Consider the following 16108-nt stretch of genomic DNA (forward strand, 5'->3'; position numbering starts at 1 on the left):
ATCGGGCTCCTTGTGCAAGCCGGCACGGCGGAACCTCGCGGCGCACGAAGAATTAAGCGTTGGAAGCAGGAGGCGGCACATGCCTTCCACCGCGATCCAGAACATTCGCTACGATCCGTCGAGGCGGGTCCTCTCGGTATGGTTCATCCCGACCGGCAAGCGCTATGACTATGAGGACGTAGGACCCGAGGTCTACACGGCTTTCAAGGCGGCCTTCTCAAAAGGGCAGTTCTTCAACGAATTCGTTCGCGACCGTTTCAGATATCACCTGGTCGAGCATGAAGACTCGGCCTGCTCCGAAAAAATATAGAAATCAATGAAGTTAAATGGCGGAGAGAGCGGGATTCGAACCCGCGTTACGGTTTCCCGTAAACACACTTTCCAGGCGTGCGCCTTCAACCACTCGGCCACCTCTCCGTCTTGGCATCTCGCGTCGGCCGGTTTTGCCGCGCGGGTTGGGGAGATGCTCCCATGGGAAGTCCTCAACGGATATCTGGTGTGCCCTCAACCGGCAGGCAACCCTTCCCGGCACCGCTAGCCGTCTAGGCAAACAGGCGCGGGGCTCATCTAGTAGATCCTAAAGCGAATGCCAAGCCATATTGGCATTGCCGCGGCTTTTGCCGTGTATGGGCGCAAAGGCGGTTCAGGGGGCGATGCGTTCGAATGATGTGCACAGGCCGATGGCGGCGCGCCGGCGACGCTTGACTTCGCCTCCGCCCGGCTGTCGACTGCGCCAAATCTTTGTTTCGTGCAGTCCCGGTGGACGGTTGCGAGCTTTCCCTGGAACTGCAGGTTCGGTTTTGCAGTTCCCGCCGGAAAGCCGCGAGGCGGCTTTCCCGGAATTGCCTGGGCGAGGGGCATCGTCCCGACATGGCATCGATCGACCAGCAACCCGCGGGGCGGCCGGACGGCGGGCTTTCCCTCATCCCGGTGGCGTGGCTCGTCATCGTTATGGGGCTGTCGGCCTACGGGCTGATCTCCTCCTGGCGGCTGATCGGCGACTTCAGCCTGCCCGACAGCGTGTTCTTCCTGGTCTATGGCGGCCTTACGGGCGGCGTCATCACCATCCTGTGGGGGCTGTACCTGCTTGGCCTTGCCTTCAACCGGTCGGCTCGCTTTCCTCGCCATTACACGATCTGGCAGATCGCCATCATCATCTGGCTCCTGGTGCGCCAGGCCTATGTGTTGCTCGTGTCCGACTTCGTCTTCTCGGCCGAGGCGCTGGGCTTCACCGTCGCCGAGATCGCCATCGGCCTACTTTGCATTTACCTGCTGCGCAACGGGGCCGGCGCCGAGACGATCTACGCCAATCCGGAGACCGAGCGGCCGCCGGTCTTCGTCTCGATCCTTGCCGCGCTGCTCGGCATCATCCTTGGCGGCGCGATCGGCGCCTGCGCCGGTTTCTTCGCCGGTTCGCTGATAGCGGACCTAACGCATATGAGCTGTTTCGAGGGCGCCTGCGGATTTTTCGCGGCTTTTGTCGGCCTGGGCGGCCTGATCGTCGGCGCGGTCGCCGGCGGCATTTTCGCCATCTGGCGGGTGAACCGGCGCAAGCCGGCGCGGGCTCGCTAATTTCACGGGCCGCGATTGCGCGGAAACCACGCACGCTCTATGTCGATTGCGGAGCAGACGGGAGCGTTCCCGGGGAGAGCGTCGATGTTGCGTTTCATCTTTCGGCTGGCAGCCATGGTTGCGCTGTCGATCTCGGTGATCATGGCGGTGATCGATACGACACGCTCGGTCGCAGCCTCCTCGCTGGTGATGACGCCGCTCAATGCAAGCTGGCTCGCGGTCTCGCCCGATACCCGTGCGGCCTTCGAGACTTTCGTGCGCACCAAGGCAAGCCCGCTGGTCTGGGACGGCGCCGTCGCATGGGTGCTCGCACAACCAGGTTTTGCTGTTTTCGCGGTGCTGGCCTTCCTGCTCTACGCCATCGGCTACCGGCGCAAGCGCCGCGGCGCGGAATTCGCCCCAAGTCCCTGAAGGCTCTTGTTTTGACGCTGTTGCGGACGGACGGCCACGGCGAAATCGCCGGTAACCGCTTTTTCCAACAGGTCAAAATTCCACGTGAATTTTGTTTCGCGCCGTGCCAGATTGACCGCGAGCGGGAGGGGCAAAACACTTCCTGCCTGGCACCGCAAGCCTGCCGGAGAACCGGGCGGGCAGGCGGCGCATAACGGAAAAATAACCGACAGGGTGTGGATCACATGAAACGTATCGTTCTCGGCCTTCTGGCCGCAACCGCAATGGTTCTTCCGGCTTTCGCCGCGGATGTCCAGCCGGCCATCCTCTATGATCTGGGCGGCAAGTTCGACAAATCCTTCAACGAGGCCGCCTATCATGGCGCGGAGAAGTTCAAGGCCGAGACCGGCATCGCCTATGTCGAATTCGAGGTCTCCAACGCCTCGCAGCGCGAGCAGGCGCTGCGCCGCTTCGCCGAGGACGGCCGCAACCCGATCGTCATGGCCGGCTTTGCCTGGGAGGACGCGCTGAAGAAGGTCGCGGCCGAATATACCGATCTCAACTTCGCCATCATCGACGATGCCGTCGACCTGCCCAATGTCCGCTCGCTGGTGTTCAAGGAGAATGAAGGCTCCTACCTCGTCGGCATCCTGGCGGCGATGGCGTCGAAGTCGAAGAAGGTCGGCTTCGTCGGCGGCATGGACATCCCGCTGATCCGCAAGTTCGAATGCGGCTATGTCGGCGGCGCCAAGTCGGCCGGCGCGACGGACGTCATCCAGAATATGACCGGCGACACGCCGGCCGCATGGAACGACCCGGCCAAGGGCGGCGAGATCGCAAAGACGCAGATCGACCAGGGCGCCGACGTGGTTTACGCGGCTGCCGGCGGCACCGGCGTCGGCGTGCTCCAGGCGGCGGCGGATGCGGGCAAGCTCGGCATCGGCGTCGATTCCAACCAGAACGGCCTGCAGCCCGGCAAGGTGCTGACCTCGATGCTGAAGCGCGTCGACGTTGCCGTCTACAATGCCTTCATGGACGGCAAGAACGGCACCTTCAAAGGCGGCGTCGAAAATCTCGGCCTCAAGGAAGGCGGCGTCGACTACGCCATGGACGACAACAACAAGGCGCTGGTGACCGATGAGATGAAGGCGGCCGTCGAAAAGGCCAAGGCCGACATCATCTCGGGCAAGGTCCAGGTGCACGACTACACCACCGACAACGCCTGCCCGTATTGATCTGCGGCTGAAGCAAGGTTTGAACCGCCGGGCCAACGCCCGGCGGCTTCGCTTTGGAGAGGGAACGATGCGGCCGACGATCGAGGCCATGGCTGAAGGCGACGTCGAAGCAATCGCGGGGCTTCGCCTCGCGGCTTTCTTCGAAGGCACGGACCGGACACTCGACGAGGACATGGCCGGGTTGCGCGGGTTGATCGCCGGCGACGGCTCCGAGGCAGCCTTCGTTGCGCGCGACCGTGGCCGGCCGATCGGGAGCTGCCTGCTCGTCCGCAGCGAAATCAGTTCGCCGCACGACTTCTCGCCATGGCTGGCCGGGCTGATCGTCGAGGATGGATATCGCGGCAGCGGCGTCGGCACGGCGCTGGTCAGAACCGTTGAGGCTCGTGCTGTCTCGGCCGGTATCGGCAAGCTCTATCTCTACACCTGGCAGGCGCGCGGCTTCTACGAGGCGCTTGGATGGACGGCGGTCGAGACCTTCGAGCAGGACGGCGCGCCGATGCTTCTCATGTCGCGTGAGCTATAGCGTGCCGGCGAGATAGCCGAGCGCAAAGGCGGCCAGCAGGGCAAGCACAATAACAAAGCCAAGCCTGCCGCGCGGATGGAGGCCGACGCGATAGGGCTTGCGCTCGAGCCGGTGGATCATCGGCGGCGGCGGTTCGGCCTCGGCGGCAATGCCGGCGAGCCGTGCCTGCATCTGCGGCAATTCGGCAAGGCCCTGCGTGACCAGCTCCCAGCGATTGTCGCGCCCTTCAGGTGCCGCGGGATCGAAGGCGCGCAAGCGCTCGGCCAGCCGCAGCACCGTGTCGCGAAAGGCGGGATCAATCTCGAGGTCGCGCTCGGCGCGGGCGCGTTCCCTGTCGTTCATCAGGCCAAAGACATAATCGCCGGCCCTGGCGACGTTGTCGCTTTCACTGGACATGGCCGTCTTTCCCCATGGCTTCTCACCAATGCGGCGGCTTGGTCACCGGCACGTCGGAGGCGGTCTGCTCCTCCAATTCCAGGAAACGGTCGGCGAGGGCTGCGAGCTTGCGCTCCATGCGCTCGATCACCTTCCACTGTTCGGCGATCTGGCCGGACAGTTCCTCGATGGTCTTTTCCTGCTCGGCGGCGCGGATTTCCAGCGTCGTCAACCGATCGTCAGGCATGGCCATGCAAAACCGACCCTTCGAATGTGAAGCCTCCACCCAAGCAGATATTCGTGGGATGCCCGAATATCTGCTTAGGCCCTGTTGGTTCTCGCAGGTTCTGATCGCAAAACCGTGGACAGTTTTGCGGAACTTGCTCAGGTTCGAAATTGACAAGGGCGCGGCGATTTGTCGAGAGTGAACGGCCGATTGGCATAAGCGGGGCATCATGCTAGGCCTTTTGACCAAGCGATAAAAAATAACAGTGGGAACAGGCTGCATGGCGCAAGCCGCAATCGAGCTCATAGGCATCAACAAGAGCTTTGGCGCAGTGCGCGCCAACCGCGATATCAACCTGGAAGTGGCGCGCGGCACCATCCACGGCATCGTCGGCGAAAACGGCGCCGGCAAATCGACGCTGATGTCGATCCTCTACGGCTTCTACCAGGCCGACAGCGGCGAGATCCACGTCGGCGGCAAGCCGGTGTCGATCAACACCTCCAACGACGCCATCGCACTCGGCATCGGCATGGTGCATCAGCATTTCATGCTGGTCGACAATTTCACGGTGCTGGAGAACGTCATCCTCGGCGCCGAAAACGATGTGCTGCTGAAGAGCAGCATCGCCAAAGCGCGCTCGGAACTCGACCGGCTGGAGCGCGAATACGGGCTCGAGGTCGATCCCGACGCCGTCATCGAAGAGCTGCCGGTCGGCCTGCAGCAGCGTGTCGAAATCCTCAAGGCGCTCTATCGCGGCGCCGAGATCCTGATCCTCGACGAGCCGACGGGAGTGTTGACGCCGGCCGAGGCCGACCACCTCTTCCGCATCCTCAAGCAATTGAAGGATCAAGGAAAAACCATCGTGCTCATCACGCACAAGCTGCGCGAGATCATGGCGATCACCGACACGGTTTCGGTGATGCGCCAGGGCACGATGGTGGCGACCCGGGTGACGAAGGAGACCACGGTCGGCGAACTGGCCGAGCTGATGGTCGGCCGGCGCGTGCTTCTGCGGGTCGAGAAGGGCCAGTCGGACGCTGGCGCCGTAAAACTCTCGGTCAAGAACCTGACGGTGAAGGATTCGCGCGGCGTCACCATGGTCGACAATGTCTCTTTTGACGTGCGCGGCGGCGAGATCGTTGGCATCGCCGGCGTTGCCGGCAACGGCCAGTCCGAACTGCTCGAAGCGATCTCCGGCATCAGGCATGCGGTTTCCGGCGAGGTTATGCTCGACGGCAAGCCGATCGATCTCACCGGCAAGGCCGATCCCGGCGAATTGCGCGACCGGGGGCTTGCCCACGTCCCGGAGGACCGCCACCATGTCGGGCTGGTGCTCGCCTTCGAGGAGAACGAGAATTCGATCCTCGGCTACCACGACGACGAGCGGTACCTCAAGGGGCCGTTCCTCGACGTCGATGCCATCATGGCCGACGCGAAGGACAAGATCGAGAAATACGACATCCGCCCCGGCAATCCGCGGCTGAAGACGGCGAACTTCTCCGGTGGCAACCAGCAGAAGATCGTGCTGGCCAGGGAGATGGAGCAGGATCCCGGCGTGCTGATCGTCGGCCAGCCGACGCGCGGCGTCGACGTCGGCGCCATCGAATTCATCCACAAGCGGCTGATCGCCATGCGCGACCAGGGCAAGGCCGTGCTGGTGGTATCGGTCGAGCTCGACGAGATCCGCTCGCTGTCCGACCGCATCCTGGTGATGTTCGCCGGCCGTGTCGTCGGCGAGCGCGGCCCTGACGCGACCGAAGGCGAGCTCGGCCTGCTGATGGCCGGCGTCGAGCACCAGGAGGCCGCCGAATGAGCACGCCTTACGCCAAGCTGCCTGCCTGGGCCGATTATGGGTTGATTCCGCTGATCAATCTGTCGGTTGCCTTCATCGTTGCCGGCTTCGTCGTCATGCTGGTCGGCGAAAACCCGTTTCGTGCCGCCGTCATCCTGGTCGAAGGCGCCTTCGGCAAGGGCACGGGCATCGCCTTCACGCTCTTCTACGCCACGACCTTCATCTTCACCGGGCTGTCGGTGGCGGTGGCGGCGCATTGCAGCCTGTTCAACATCGGCACCGAGGGCCAGGCCTATATAGGCGGCCTCGGCATCGCGCTCGTTTGCCTGAGTCTCGACAGCGTGCTGCCCTGGTGGGCGATCTTTCCGATCGCGATCGTAGCCGCGGCGGCGTTCGGTGCGCTGTGGGGGCTGATCCCCGCCTATCTGCAGGCCAAGCGCGGCTCGCACATCGTCATCACCACCATCATGTTCAACTTCATCGCCGCCTCGGTGATGGTCTATCTCTTGGTCGGTGCGCTGAAGCCGGCCGGCTCGCAGGCGCCGCAGACGCGCAATTTCCTCGCCGGCGCCGAGCTGCCGAAGCTCAACTGGATCATCGAATTGTTCGGCGCCAAGATCCGTTCCGCACCCCTCAACATCTGCTTCCTGCTGGCGCTGGTCATGGCCTTCCTGGTCTGGCTTTTGATCTGGCGCACCAGGCTCGGCTATGAGATGCGCACCTATGGCCACAGCCCGAAGGCGGCGCGCTACGCCGGCATATCGGAAACCCGCATCATCATCACCGCGATGATGATCTCGGGCGCGCTGGCCGGTATGATGGCGCTCAACCCGGTGATGGGCGACCAGCACAATGTCGCGATCGATTTCGTGTCCGGCGCCGGCTATGTCGGCATCGCGGTCGCGTTGATGGGCAGGCTGCATCCGGTCGGCATCGTCCTGGCGGCGATCCTGTTCGGCATGCTCTACCAGGGCGGCGCGGAGCTTGCCTTCGAGATGCCGGCGATCAGCCGCGACATGATCGTCATCATCCAGGGGCTGGTCATCCTGTTCGCCGGCGCGCTCGAACACATGTTCAGGCCTTACATCCAGGCGCTGTTCGCCTCGGTCAGCCCGAAATCGGTCGGCATGCAGGCAGTGAACGGTAAGGGGGCCTGAGATGGACATGTTCAACGCCATCATCCAGGTGCTGGATTCGACCATCCGCCTTTCGGTGCCGCTGCTGCTCGCCTGCTTGGCGGGTCTTTATTCGGAACGGGCCGGCATCTTCGACATCGGGCTGGAAGGCAAGATGCTGGTCGGCGCCTTTGCCGGCGCTTCGGCCGCCGCCGTCTTCCATTCGGCGCTGATCGGCCTCGGCACGGCGGTGCTGATCTCGGTCGCTTTCGCCCTGGTGCACGGCTTCGCCTCGATCACGCATCGCGGCAACCAGATCGTCTCCGGCGTGGCGATCAATTTCATCGCCGCCGGATCGACCATCATCCTTGGCCAGGCCTGGTTCCAGCAGGGCGGGCGCACGCCGGCGCTGCAGCCGGCCGAACGCTTCGAGGCGATCATCTGGCCCGGCGCCGAGGCGATCAAGGACGTGCCGATCATCGGCCCGATCTATGCCGAGCTGATCTCCGGCCATTCGATCCTGGTCTATTTCGCCTTCGCCATGGTGCCGTTCACCTGGTGGGTGCTGTTTCGCACCCGCTTCGGTCTCAGGATGCGCGCGGTCGGCGAAAACCCGGCCGCGGTCGACACCGCCGGCATCTCGGTCGCTTGGCTGCGCTACCGCGCGCTGATCTGCACCGGCATCCTCACCGGCGTCGCCGGCGCGTATCTTTCCATGGTGCAGAATGGCGGCTTCGTGAAGGACATGACTGCGGGCAAGGGCTATATTGCGCTGGCCGCGCTCATCTTCGCCAAATGGAAGCCGGTCAACGCCATGTTCGCCTGCCTTTTGTTCGGCTTTCTGGACGCCGCCGCCATTCGTCTGCAGGGCTCGCCGCTGCCGATCATCGGCAAGGTGCCGGTGCAATTCATGCAGGCGCTGCCCTATGTGCTGACCGTCATCCTGCTCGCCGGCTTCATCGGCAAAGCCATCCCGCCGCGCGCCGGCGGCGTGCCTTATGTGAAGGAACGCTGAGGTCGGAGAATGCCGGGCGGGTTTTTCGTGCGGCGGCGACCGGTATTTGAACAAGATCGTGGGAGAGAAGAACCGAATGTCGCATGATCTGTTCGAGGCGGCGAAGACGGCGATGGCAAAGGCCTATGCGCCCTATTCGAAGTTCCCTGTGGGGGCAGCACTGCGCACCGAGGACGGGCGCGTCTTCACCGGCGCCAATATCGAGGTGGCGTCCTATCCGGAAGGCTGGTGCGCCGAGACGACGGCGCTCGGCCATTACATCATGGGCGGCGGCGGCAGGATCGTGGAGATTGCGGTGATCGCCGAACGCATGGCCAAATGCTCGCCATGCGGCGGCTGTCGGCAGCGGCTGGCGGAATTCTGCCGGCCGGACACGAAGCTCTATCTCTGCGACAACGCCGGCGTGGCCGAGACGGTGACCATGGGCGACATGCTGCCCTACGGCTTCAGGGGCGACATCTTGAAATGAAGAGCGGGTTGAAATGAAGGAAGCGCTGGATCATCTGGTCGAGAAGTTGGACGGACTGGCGCCGACCGCGGCGCTCGTGCTGGGCTCGGGCCTGGGCGGGCTGGTCGACCAGGTCAAGGATGCCAGGCGCATCTCCTATGCCGAACTGCCGGGCTTCCCGCGCAGCGGTGTTTCCGGCCATGCAGGCGAGGTGGTTGCCGGGCATTTCGCCGGCACGCCGGTGCTGATGCTGTCCGGACGCGCGCATTATTACGAGCATGGCAATGCCGCGGCGATGCGGCCGGCGCTGGAGGTGCTTGCCGGCATCGGCATCTCGCATTTGATCCTCACCAATGCCGCCGGCTCCGTCGATCCTGAAATGGGGCCGGGCTCGGTGATGCTGATCACCGACCACATCAATTTCTCCGGCTCCAATCCGCTGATCGGCGAGCCGAGCGACCGCCGCTTCGTCGGCCTCACGGAGGCCTATGATGCCGGCCTGCGCAAAGCGATCGAGAAGGCGGCGAAGGCAACGGGAACCGCGCTGCATCAAGGCGTCTATATGTGGTTTTCCGGGCCATGCTTCGAGACGCCGGCCGAGATCCGCATGGCCCGCGTCATGGGTGCCAACGCCGTCGGCATGTCGACCGTGCCGGAGGTCATCCTCGCCCGCTTCCTCGGGCTCAAGGTCGCCGCCTGCTCGGTCATCACCAACCTGGCGGCCGGCATGACCGGAGCGGAGCTCTCGCACCAGGAAACCAAGGATATGGCGCCCATCGGCGGCGCGCGGCTGGCGACGATCCTGCGGCGCGTCTTCCAGGACGGCTTGCCCGACTGATGCTGCCGCAGGAGATCATCCGCCGCAAGCGCGACGGCCACAGGCTCTCGGCCGACGAGATCGCGGACTTCATCGCGGGGCTGACGGCCGGCACCATCTCCGAGGGCCAGGTCGGCGCTTTCGCGATGGCCGTGTTCCTCAACGGCATGAGCCGCGAGGAAGCGGTGGCGCTGACGATCGCGATGCGCGATTCCGGCGATGTGCTCGACTGGTCCGACCTGCCGGGCCCGGTCACCGACAAGCATTCCACGGGCGGCGTCGGCGACAATGTCTCGCTGATGCTGGCGCCGATCGTCGCGGCCTGCGGCGCCTGTGTGCCGATGATCTCGGGCCGCGGGCTCGGCCACACCGGCGGCACGCTGGACAAGATGGATGCCATCCCCGGCTATGCCAGCCAGCCGGACGTGGCGCTTTTCCGCAAGACGGTGCTCGAGACCGGTTGCGCCATCATCGGCCAGACCGCCGATCTCGCGCCGGCCGACCGCAGGCTCTATGCGATCCGCGACGTGACCGGGACGGTCGAATCGGTGCCGCTGATCACCGCCTCGATCCTGTCGAAGAAGCTTGCCGCGGGCCTGGGCTCGCTGGTGCTCGACGTCAAGGTCGGCAACGGCGCCTTCATGGAGAAGTCGCGCGATGCCGTCGCCCTGGCGAACAGCCTTGTCGAGGTCGCCAATGGCGCCGGCTTGAGCGCCTCAGCGCTGGTGACCGGCATGAACGAGCCGCTGGCCTCGGCCGCCGGCAACGCGGTCGAGGTGAAGAATGCCGTCGATTTCCTCACCGGGCGATATCGCGACCGGCGGCTGGAGGAGGTGACGCTGGCGCTGGCGGCCGAGATGCTGCAGTCGGCGGGGCTCGTCTCGTCCAACCAGGACGGCATCAGGCGCGCCACCGAAGCGCTTGCCGGAGGCCGTGCGGCGGCCGTCTTCGCGCGAATGGTGTCCGTGCTTGGCGGTCCCGCCGATTTCATCGAGAACGCGGAAAAATGTTTGCCGACTGCGCCCGTCGAACTGGCCGTGAAGGCGGAACAGGATGGATTCGTGACCGGCATCGCCACGCGCGATATCGGGCTTGCCGTCGTCACGCTCGGTGGCGGCCGTAGCCATCCGGACGACAAGATCGATCATGCCGTCGGCTTGACCAGGCTGTTGCCGGTCGGCGCCGAACTGCGCTCGGGCGAGGCACTGGCGCTGGTGCATGCCCGTACCAATGCGGGGGCCGAGGCGGCGGCGGCGGCCGTGCGAGCTGCTTATACGATCGGCGGTTCCAAACCGCCCGCCGAAAAGACCGTGCTCAGGCGGATACTGCCGCGCTAGAGCAGTTCATCGTTTCGCGGAAACGGTGAACTGCTCTATCTTGTGTGGCTGACGCAATTCCGGACGGAAAACCGCTGCGCACTTTTCCTGGAATTGTTTACGTCGGATTTACTGAACGAGCAGCAGCGAGCCGTCCTGGACCTGGTATTTCTGCAACCGCTGCAGGAAGCTCATGCCGATCAGGTTGGTCTGCAGCGCCCTGTCGTCGAGCACCATCGCCTGGACGTTGTCGACCGAGATCTTGCCGATCTGCAGACGGTCGACCGTCACCACGGCGGCCTTCACCGCGCCGTTGGCGGTGTTCACCTGTCGATTGAAGTCGGACGGATTGAGCGAGACGCCGATCCGTCGCGCCGTCGAGGTGTTGATGGCGACCAGCGTCGCGCCGGTGTCGATCATGCCGTCGATCTGGCGGCCATTGAGCTTGAACTGCGACGTGAAGTGGCCGCGCGCATCGGCATTGACCAGCACCTGGCGGCCGAGCGGCATCGGCGCGGCTGGTTTGTTCGGGACCGAAGCGAGATTGACCAGGGGCTGAGCCTCCGGGGCTGCCGGCTGCGGGGCGACGACCGATTCCAGGAGCCCGTCCACCAGATGCGGGTTAGCCTGATAGACGATCGGAATAGAAGCCGAAGTTCCGGCAAAGATGCCGAGGATGAGAAGCTTGCGCAGCATGGATGCCCCTAAAGCGTTTTCACCGTTTCACGAAAACGTTGAACCGCTCTATCCCTTTGGTTTGGAGCAATCCCGAACGGAAAACCGCTTCACACTTTTACTGGAATTGCTCCCGAAGGCAGCATCCCTAAACCCGGCATGGTGTGCACGACTTTAACGCGTGCGGGAACCGCAAGCTTGCGTAAACGGCCGGTTAAAAAGGGCGCTCACTTTGTGCCGTACATGCGGTCGCCGGCGTCGCCGAGGCCCGGCATGATGTAACCCTTGTCGTTCAACTGCCGGTCTATCGAGGCGGTGAAGATCGGCACGTCCGGATGCGCCTTGGTGAAGCGCTCGATGCCTTCGGGGGCGGCAAGCAGGCAGAGGAAGCGGATGTTGGTGGCGCCGCGCCCCTTCAGCTTGTCGATCGCGGCGATCGCGGAATTCGCGGTCGCCAGCATCGGATCGACGACGATCACCAGGCGGTCGGCAAGATCGCTCGGCGCCTTGAAGAAATACTCGACCGCTTCAAGCGTCTCGTGGTCGCGGTAGAGGCCGATATGGGCGACGCGTGCGGCCGGCACCAGGTCGAGCAGACCCTCGAGCAGCCCGTTGCCGGCGCGCAGCACCGAAGCAAAGACCAGCTTCTTGCCCTCCAGCGTCGGTGCCTCCATCTCCTCGATCGGCGTCTCGATCATGGTCGTGGTCAGCTCGAGATTGCGGGTCACCTCATAGCCGAGCAGCAGCGAAATCTCGCGCAGCAGCCGCCGGAAGCCGGCCGTCGAGGTCTCCTTCTTGCGCATGATGGTCAGCTTGTGCTGGACGAGGGGATGGTCGACGACGGTGACGCCCTGCATGATGTGCTCCGACTGGTTCGGGGTAGTAGTCAGTAGTCAGTAGTGAGTAGTGAATAGTGAGCCGATTTGCGAGTCCTCGCCTCGGGGAAAGCTCCTGCCTTCAACCGCTCTATGCGCGCTCGGCCAAATGCATAACTACTGACTACCGACTACTCCCCTACTCACTCACCGCACCTTCGCGTCCAACCGGCTTAGCAGCACCGCCTTGGTCTTCTTGTCCACGAAGGCCGCTTCGATGGCCGTTCTGGTGATCCCGGCGAGTGCCTTGTCGTTCAAGGCGAAATGCTCGGCGGCGATATCGTATTCGCGCTTCAGCGAGGTCCAGAAGTAGGGCGGGTCGTCGGAGTTGAGCGTCACCTTGCAGCCGGCTGCGCGCAGCGCCGGAAAGGGATGGTCGGCGAAGCTGTCGAATACTTTCAGCGCGATATTGGAGCCCGGGCAGCATTCCAGCACCACGCCTTCGGCGGCGATGCGGCGGACCAGGTCCGGATTCTCGATGGCGCGAACGCCGTGGCCGATGCGGGAGGGGCGGACGTGGTCGAGAGCCGCCGCCACACTTTCCCAGCCCATCAGCTCGCCGGCATGGATGGTGATGCCGAGGCCCGCCTCGCGCGCGATCTCGAAGGCGCGGACATAATCCTCGAAGTCGCCGATGCGCTCGTCGCCGGCGACGCCGAAACCGGTCACCAGCGGGTGGCCGCAGCGCGCCGCGAAGCGCGCCGCCTGCTCGATCGCCTCGACCCCGACATGGCGCACGCCGGTGACGATCATGCGGCCCTCGATACCAGTCTTGGCTTTGGCGCGGGTCATGCCTTCGCCCAGCGCATCCGTATAGGCTTTTGGCGACAGGCCGGCCTTTTTGGCATGGTCCGGGGAGGTGAAGATCTCGGAATAGATGGCGCCGTCGCGGGCGAGGCTGGTCAGATAGTAGTCGGCGAGGCGGGCATAGTCCTCTTCCGTGCGAAACAGGTCGGAAGCGAAATCGTAAGCCGCGAGAAACGAGGTGAAGTCCTGCCAGACGAAGGAGCCGTCCTGGATGTAGGGCGAAGGGTCCTTGCCGTATTTGCGGGCCTGGGCGACGACGAGCTCGGGCGCCGCCGCCCCTTCGATGTGGCAGTGCAGTTCGGCCTTCAAAATCATGCGGTCATCCCGTCCGATGTGCTGCTCTCGCGCAGATTCTGGCCGGAAAATCATGCGTGGCCTTTCCCTGCCGGGTTTTGAAGGCGCGGCCGAAAACCGCGCCTTGGACAATAGCGTCGGCACCATCGATCGGCTATGGTCCCGCCGGTTTTATGGCGGATCAAAATAATGTCGGTTGAGAGAACCACGGCCGCGGGCGGCATGGAAACCTCCTATGGTTTCAGGAAGGTCGGGGAAGGCGAGAAGCAGCCCCTGGTCAACGACGTCTTCCATAAGGTGGCCAATCGATACGACCTGATGAACGATCTGATGTCGGCCGGGTTGCATCGGCTGTGGAAGGACGCGACGGTCGCCTGGCTCAATCCGCCGAAGCGTGCGGGCTGGAAGGTGCTCGATGTCGCCGGCGGCACCGGCGATATCGCCTTTCGCATCATCGAGGCCAGCCAGCGCCAGGCCCATGCCACGGTGCTCGACATCAACGGCTCGATGCTGGCCGTCGGCCGCGACCGCGCCGAGAAGCTGGGGCTTGCCGCAAACACCGACTTCGTCGAGGCCAATGCCGAGGAATTGCCGTTCGAGGACGGCAGCTTCGATGCCTATACGATTGCGTTCGGCATCCGCAACGTGCCGCGCATCGAGGTCGCTCTTGACGAAGCCTATCGGGTGCTGAAGCGGGGCGGACGGTTTCTGTGCCTGGAGTTCTCCGAGGTCGACATGCCGCTGCTCGACAAGGCCTATGAGGCCTGGTCGTTCAACGCCATCCCCAAAATCGGCAAGGCGGTGACCGGCGATGGCGAGCCCTATTCCTATCTCGTCGAATCGATCCGCAAGTTCCCCAACCAGCAGAATTTCGCAGCAATGATCACCCGCGCCGGCTTCGACCGCGTCACCTTCCGCAACTATTCGGGCGGCATCGCCGCCCTTCATTCCGGCTGGAAGCTTTGAGGCGCGGCACCTTGCAGCAGGCCCCTTTGAAGCAGGCAGGGCTATGAGCAGCGTCGGCGCCGCCTTCAGGCTCGCCAGGGCCGGCTGGGTGCTGGTCCGCGAGGGCGTCGTCGCGGCGCTGCCGGGCGAAGAGCTTTCCGGAATGCCGAAATTCGGCTGGCGCGTGGCGCGGCTTTTCACCCGCCGCCGGGCGCTGAGCTATCAGCGGGGCGACAGGCTGGCGCGGGCGGTGGTGCGGCTCGGACCTTCCTACGTCAAGCTCGGCCAGTTCCTGGCGACGCGGCCCGATGTCGTCGGCAACGACATGGCGCTGGACCTCGCGCTTTTGCAGGACAAGATGCATACCTTCCCGAGAGCGGAGGCGGTCCATGCGATCGAAGCCTCGCTCGGTCGCAGGATCGACGATCTCTATTCGAGCTTCGGCGAACCGGTGGCGGCGGCCTCTATCGCGCAGGTGCACGGCGCCGAAATCGTGCGCGAGGGTAGCGCTTCGCAGGTGGCGGTGAAAGTTATCCGGCCCGGCGTGCGGCACCGCTTCTTCCAGGATCTCGAAAGCTATTTCCTTGCCGCCCGCCTGCAGGAGAAATACATCCCCGCGTCGCGTCGCCTGCGCCCGGTCGAAGTGACCGAGACGCTGGCACAGACCACCAGAATCGAGATGGATCTGAGGCTCGAGGCAGCCGCGCTTTCCGAACTCGGCGAGAACACCAAGGACGATCCGGGCTTCCGCGTGCCGGCGGTCGACTGGGAGCGGACCGGACGCGATGTCCTCACCATGGAGTGGATCGACGGTATCAAGATGAACGATCTCGCCGGCCTTGCCGACGCCGGCCACGACCTCAAGGCGATCGCCGCCAATCTGGTCCAGTCGTTCCTCAGGCACACGTTGCGCGACGGCTTCTTCCATGCCGACATGCATCCGGGCAATCTGTTTGTCGAGGCGAACGGCACCATCGTCGCCGTCGATCTCGGCATTGCAGGCCGGCTCGGTAAGAAGGAGCGCCGCTTCCTGGCAGAGATCCTCTACGGCTTTATCGTGCGCGACTATCAGCGCGTCGCCGAGGTGCATTTCGAGGCGGGCTACGTGCCGCGCCAACACAATGTCTCGGCCTTCGCGCAGGCGATCCGCGCCATCGGCGAGCCGATCCACGGCCAGTCGGCGGAGACCATCTCGATGGCGAAGCTGCTGACGCTGCTGTTCGAAGTCACCGAGTTGTTCGATATGGCGACGCGGACCGAGCTGGTGCTTTTGCAGAAGACCATGGTGGTGGTCGAAGGCGTCGCCCGCACGCTCGATCCGGCCTTCAACATGTGGAAGACGTCCGAGCCTGTGGTCAGCGACTGGATCGCGGGCAATCTCGGCCCGCGCGGCATGCTCACCGACGCGCGCGACGCGGGCAGAGCCCTTGTGTCGCTGGCAAGGCAGGCGCCGGATCTTGTGGCCCGCACCGAGCGGCTGTCGCGCGAGATCGATTTGATGGCGGAAAACGGCCTGCGCTTCGACGAAGCGACCGCGCACGCGATAGGCAGGGCGGAAGCGCGCCACACCCGCTCCGGCCGCGTGGCGCTGTGGGTGATTGCGTTGACGCTGATCTACATAGCGTGGAAATTGCTCTGACCGCCACACGGCTTGTTACCGATTGATTGCATTGCTATCATTGCAAGCG

18 protein-coding genes and 1 tRNA gene are annotated in these 16108 nt (G+C 64.1%); 13 read left to right on the forward strand and 6 right to left on the reverse strand.

From position 1 onward, the window contains the following. The first annotated feature begins 79 nt into the window (after positions 1 to 79). Positions 80 to 310 carry a KTSC domain-containing protein gene (locus LB515_RS11190; RefSeq protein WP_224707746.1) on the forward strand — a complete coding sequence of 77 codons (231 nt, stop codon included), beginning with the start codon at positions 80 to 82 and terminating at the stop codon, positions 308 to 310. Positions 311 to 327: 17 nt separating this feature from the next. On the opposite strand, the gene LB515_RS11195 is transcribed toward LB515_RS11190, so the two are convergent. After that, positions 328 to 417: transfer RNA gene (locus LB515_RS11195), tRNA-Ser, on the reverse strand. A gap of 453 nt (positions 418 to 870) precedes the next feature. Between LB515_RS11195 and LB515_RS11200 the strand changes: the two genes are divergently transcribed. From LB515_RS11200 to LB515_RS11215, 4 genes are all read left to right on the forward strand, one after another. After that, the gene (locus LB515_RS11200; protein ID WP_140846322.1) at positions 871 to 1572 is read left to right on the forward strand and encodes a DUF2569 family protein; all 702 of its coding nucleotides are present in this window, start codon (positions 871 to 873) and stop codon (positions 1570 to 1572) included. Positions 1573 to 1656: 84 nt separating this feature from the next. Beyond that, positions 1657 to 1983, forward strand: coding sequence for a hypothetical protein (locus LB515_RS11205; protein ID WP_095766255.1), 327 nt, complete (start codon positions 1657 to 1659; stop codon positions 1981 to 1983). 224 nt (positions 1984 to 2207) lie between these two features. Then, on the forward strand, positions 2208 to 3197 hold the full coding sequence (locus LB515_RS11210) for a BMP family protein (RefSeq protein ID WP_095766256.1): 990 nt from the start codon (positions 2208 to 2210) through the stop codon (positions 3195 to 3197). 67 nt (positions 3198 to 3264) lie between these two features. Next, a complete protein-coding gene (locus tag LB515_RS11215; protein ID WP_224524001.1) occupies positions 3265 to 3720 on the forward strand; it encodes a GNAT family N-acetyltransferase in 456 nt (151 codons plus the stop codon). Here LB515_RS11215 and LB515_RS11220 read toward each other — a convergent pair. Both LB515_RS11220 and LB515_RS11225 read right to left on the reverse strand, forming a co-directional pair. After that, a complete protein-coding gene (locus tag LB515_RS11220) occupies positions 3715 to 4116 on the reverse strand; it encodes a hypothetical protein (protein ID WP_224524004.1) in 402 nt (133 codons plus the stop codon). The two genes, LB515_RS11215 and LB515_RS11220, sit on opposite strands and share 6 nt — an antisense overlap. Before the next feature lie 22 nt (positions 4117 to 4138). Next, a complete protein-coding gene (locus LB515_RS11225) occupies positions 4139 to 4348 on the reverse strand; it encodes a SlyX family protein (RefSeq protein ID WP_140901446.1) in 210 nt (69 codons plus the stop codon). A 253-nt stretch (positions 4349 to 4601) separates the two neighbouring features. Here LB515_RS11225 and LB515_RS11230 point away from each other — a divergent pair, with 253 nt between their 5' ends. The 6 genes from LB515_RS11230 to deoA all read left to right on the forward strand — a co-directional run bounded on the left by LB515_RS11230 (position 4602) and on the right by deoA (position 10845). Next, positions 4602 to 6134, forward strand: coding sequence for an ABC transporter ATP-binding protein (locus LB515_RS11230; protein ID WP_224524006.1), 1533 nt, complete (start codon positions 4602 to 4604; stop codon positions 6132 to 6134). Then, positions 6131 to 7270 (forward strand): ABC transporter permease, encoded by a 1140-nt coding sequence (locus tag LB515_RS11235; RefSeq protein WP_224524019.1) that lies wholly within the window; start codon positions 6131 to 6133, stop codon positions 7268 to 7270. The genes LB515_RS11230 and LB515_RS11235 overlap by 4 nt, the downstream gene beginning before the upstream one ends. A gap of 1 nt (position 7271) precedes the next feature. Further along, a complete protein-coding gene (locus LB515_RS11240) occupies positions 7272 to 8243 on the forward strand; it encodes an ABC transporter permease (RefSeq protein ID WP_095766261.1) in 972 nt (323 codons plus the stop codon). 76 nt (positions 8244 to 8319) lie between these two features. Next, positions 8320 to 8712, forward strand: a complete 393-nt coding sequence (cdd, locus tag LB515_RS11245; protein WP_095766692.1) for a cytidine deaminase — start codon at positions 8320 to 8322, stop codon at positions 8710 to 8712. Positions 8713 to 8725: 13 nt separating this feature from the next. After that, the gene (locus LB515_RS11250) at positions 8726 to 9529 is read left to right on the forward strand and encodes a purine-nucleoside phosphorylase (RefSeq protein ID WP_224524023.1); all 804 of its coding nucleotides are present in this window, start codon (positions 8726 to 8728) and stop codon (positions 9527 to 9529) included. Continuing rightward, positions 9529 to 10845, forward strand: coding sequence for a thymidine phosphorylase (deoA, locus tag LB515_RS11255; protein ID WP_224707747.1), 1317 nt, complete (start codon positions 9529 to 9531; stop codon positions 10843 to 10845). Before LB515_RS11250 ends, deoA begins: the two co-directional genes overlap by 1 nt. 108 nt (positions 10846 to 10953) lie before the next feature. On the opposite strand, the gene LB515_RS11260 is transcribed toward deoA, so the two are convergent. The 3 genes from LB515_RS11260 to LB515_RS11270 all read right to left on the reverse strand — a co-directional run bounded on the left by LB515_RS11260 (position 10954) and on the right by LB515_RS11270 (position 13496). After that, complete coding sequence (locus LB515_RS11260; RefSeq protein WP_224603479.1) at positions 10954 to 11520, reverse strand: TIGR02281 family clan AA aspartic protease; 567 nt, start codon at positions 11518 to 11520, stop codon at positions 10954 to 10956. A gap of 206 nt (positions 11521 to 11726) precedes the next feature. Continuing rightward, positions 11727 to 12356 (reverse strand): uracil phosphoribosyltransferase, encoded by a 630-nt coding sequence (gene upp, locus LB515_RS11265; protein ID WP_027165262.1) that lies wholly within the window; start codon positions 12354 to 12356, stop codon positions 11727 to 11729. A gap of 165 nt (positions 12357 to 12521) precedes the next feature. Beyond that, entirely contained in the window at positions 12522 to 13496 is a 975-nt protein-coding gene (locus LB515_RS11270; RefSeq protein WP_224707748.1) for an adenosine deaminase, read from the reverse strand. A gap of 168 nt (positions 13497 to 13664) precedes the next feature. On the opposite strand from LB515_RS11270, the gene ubiE reads away from it, so the two are divergent. Continuing rightward, positions 13665 to 14441, forward strand: a complete 777-nt coding sequence (gene ubiE, locus LB515_RS11275) for a bifunctional demethylmenaquinone methyltransferase/2-methoxy-6-polyprenyl-1,4-benzoquinol methylase UbiE (RefSeq protein ID WP_224707749.1) — start codon at positions 13665 to 13667, stop codon at positions 14439 to 14441. A gap of 43 nt (positions 14442 to 14484) precedes the next feature. Continuing rightward, entirely contained in the window at positions 14485 to 16059 is a 1575-nt protein-coding gene (gene ubiB, locus LB515_RS11280) for a 2-polyprenylphenol 6-hydroxylase (RefSeq protein WP_224707750.1), read from the forward strand. Positions 16060 to 16108: the final 49 nt, after the last annotated feature.

The sequence above is a fragment of the Mesorhizobium sp. CA15 genome, from assembly GCF_020165215.1.
Taxonomy (GTDB): domain Bacteria; phylum Pseudomonadota; class Alphaproteobacteria; order Rhizobiales; family Rhizobiaceae; genus Mesorhizobium.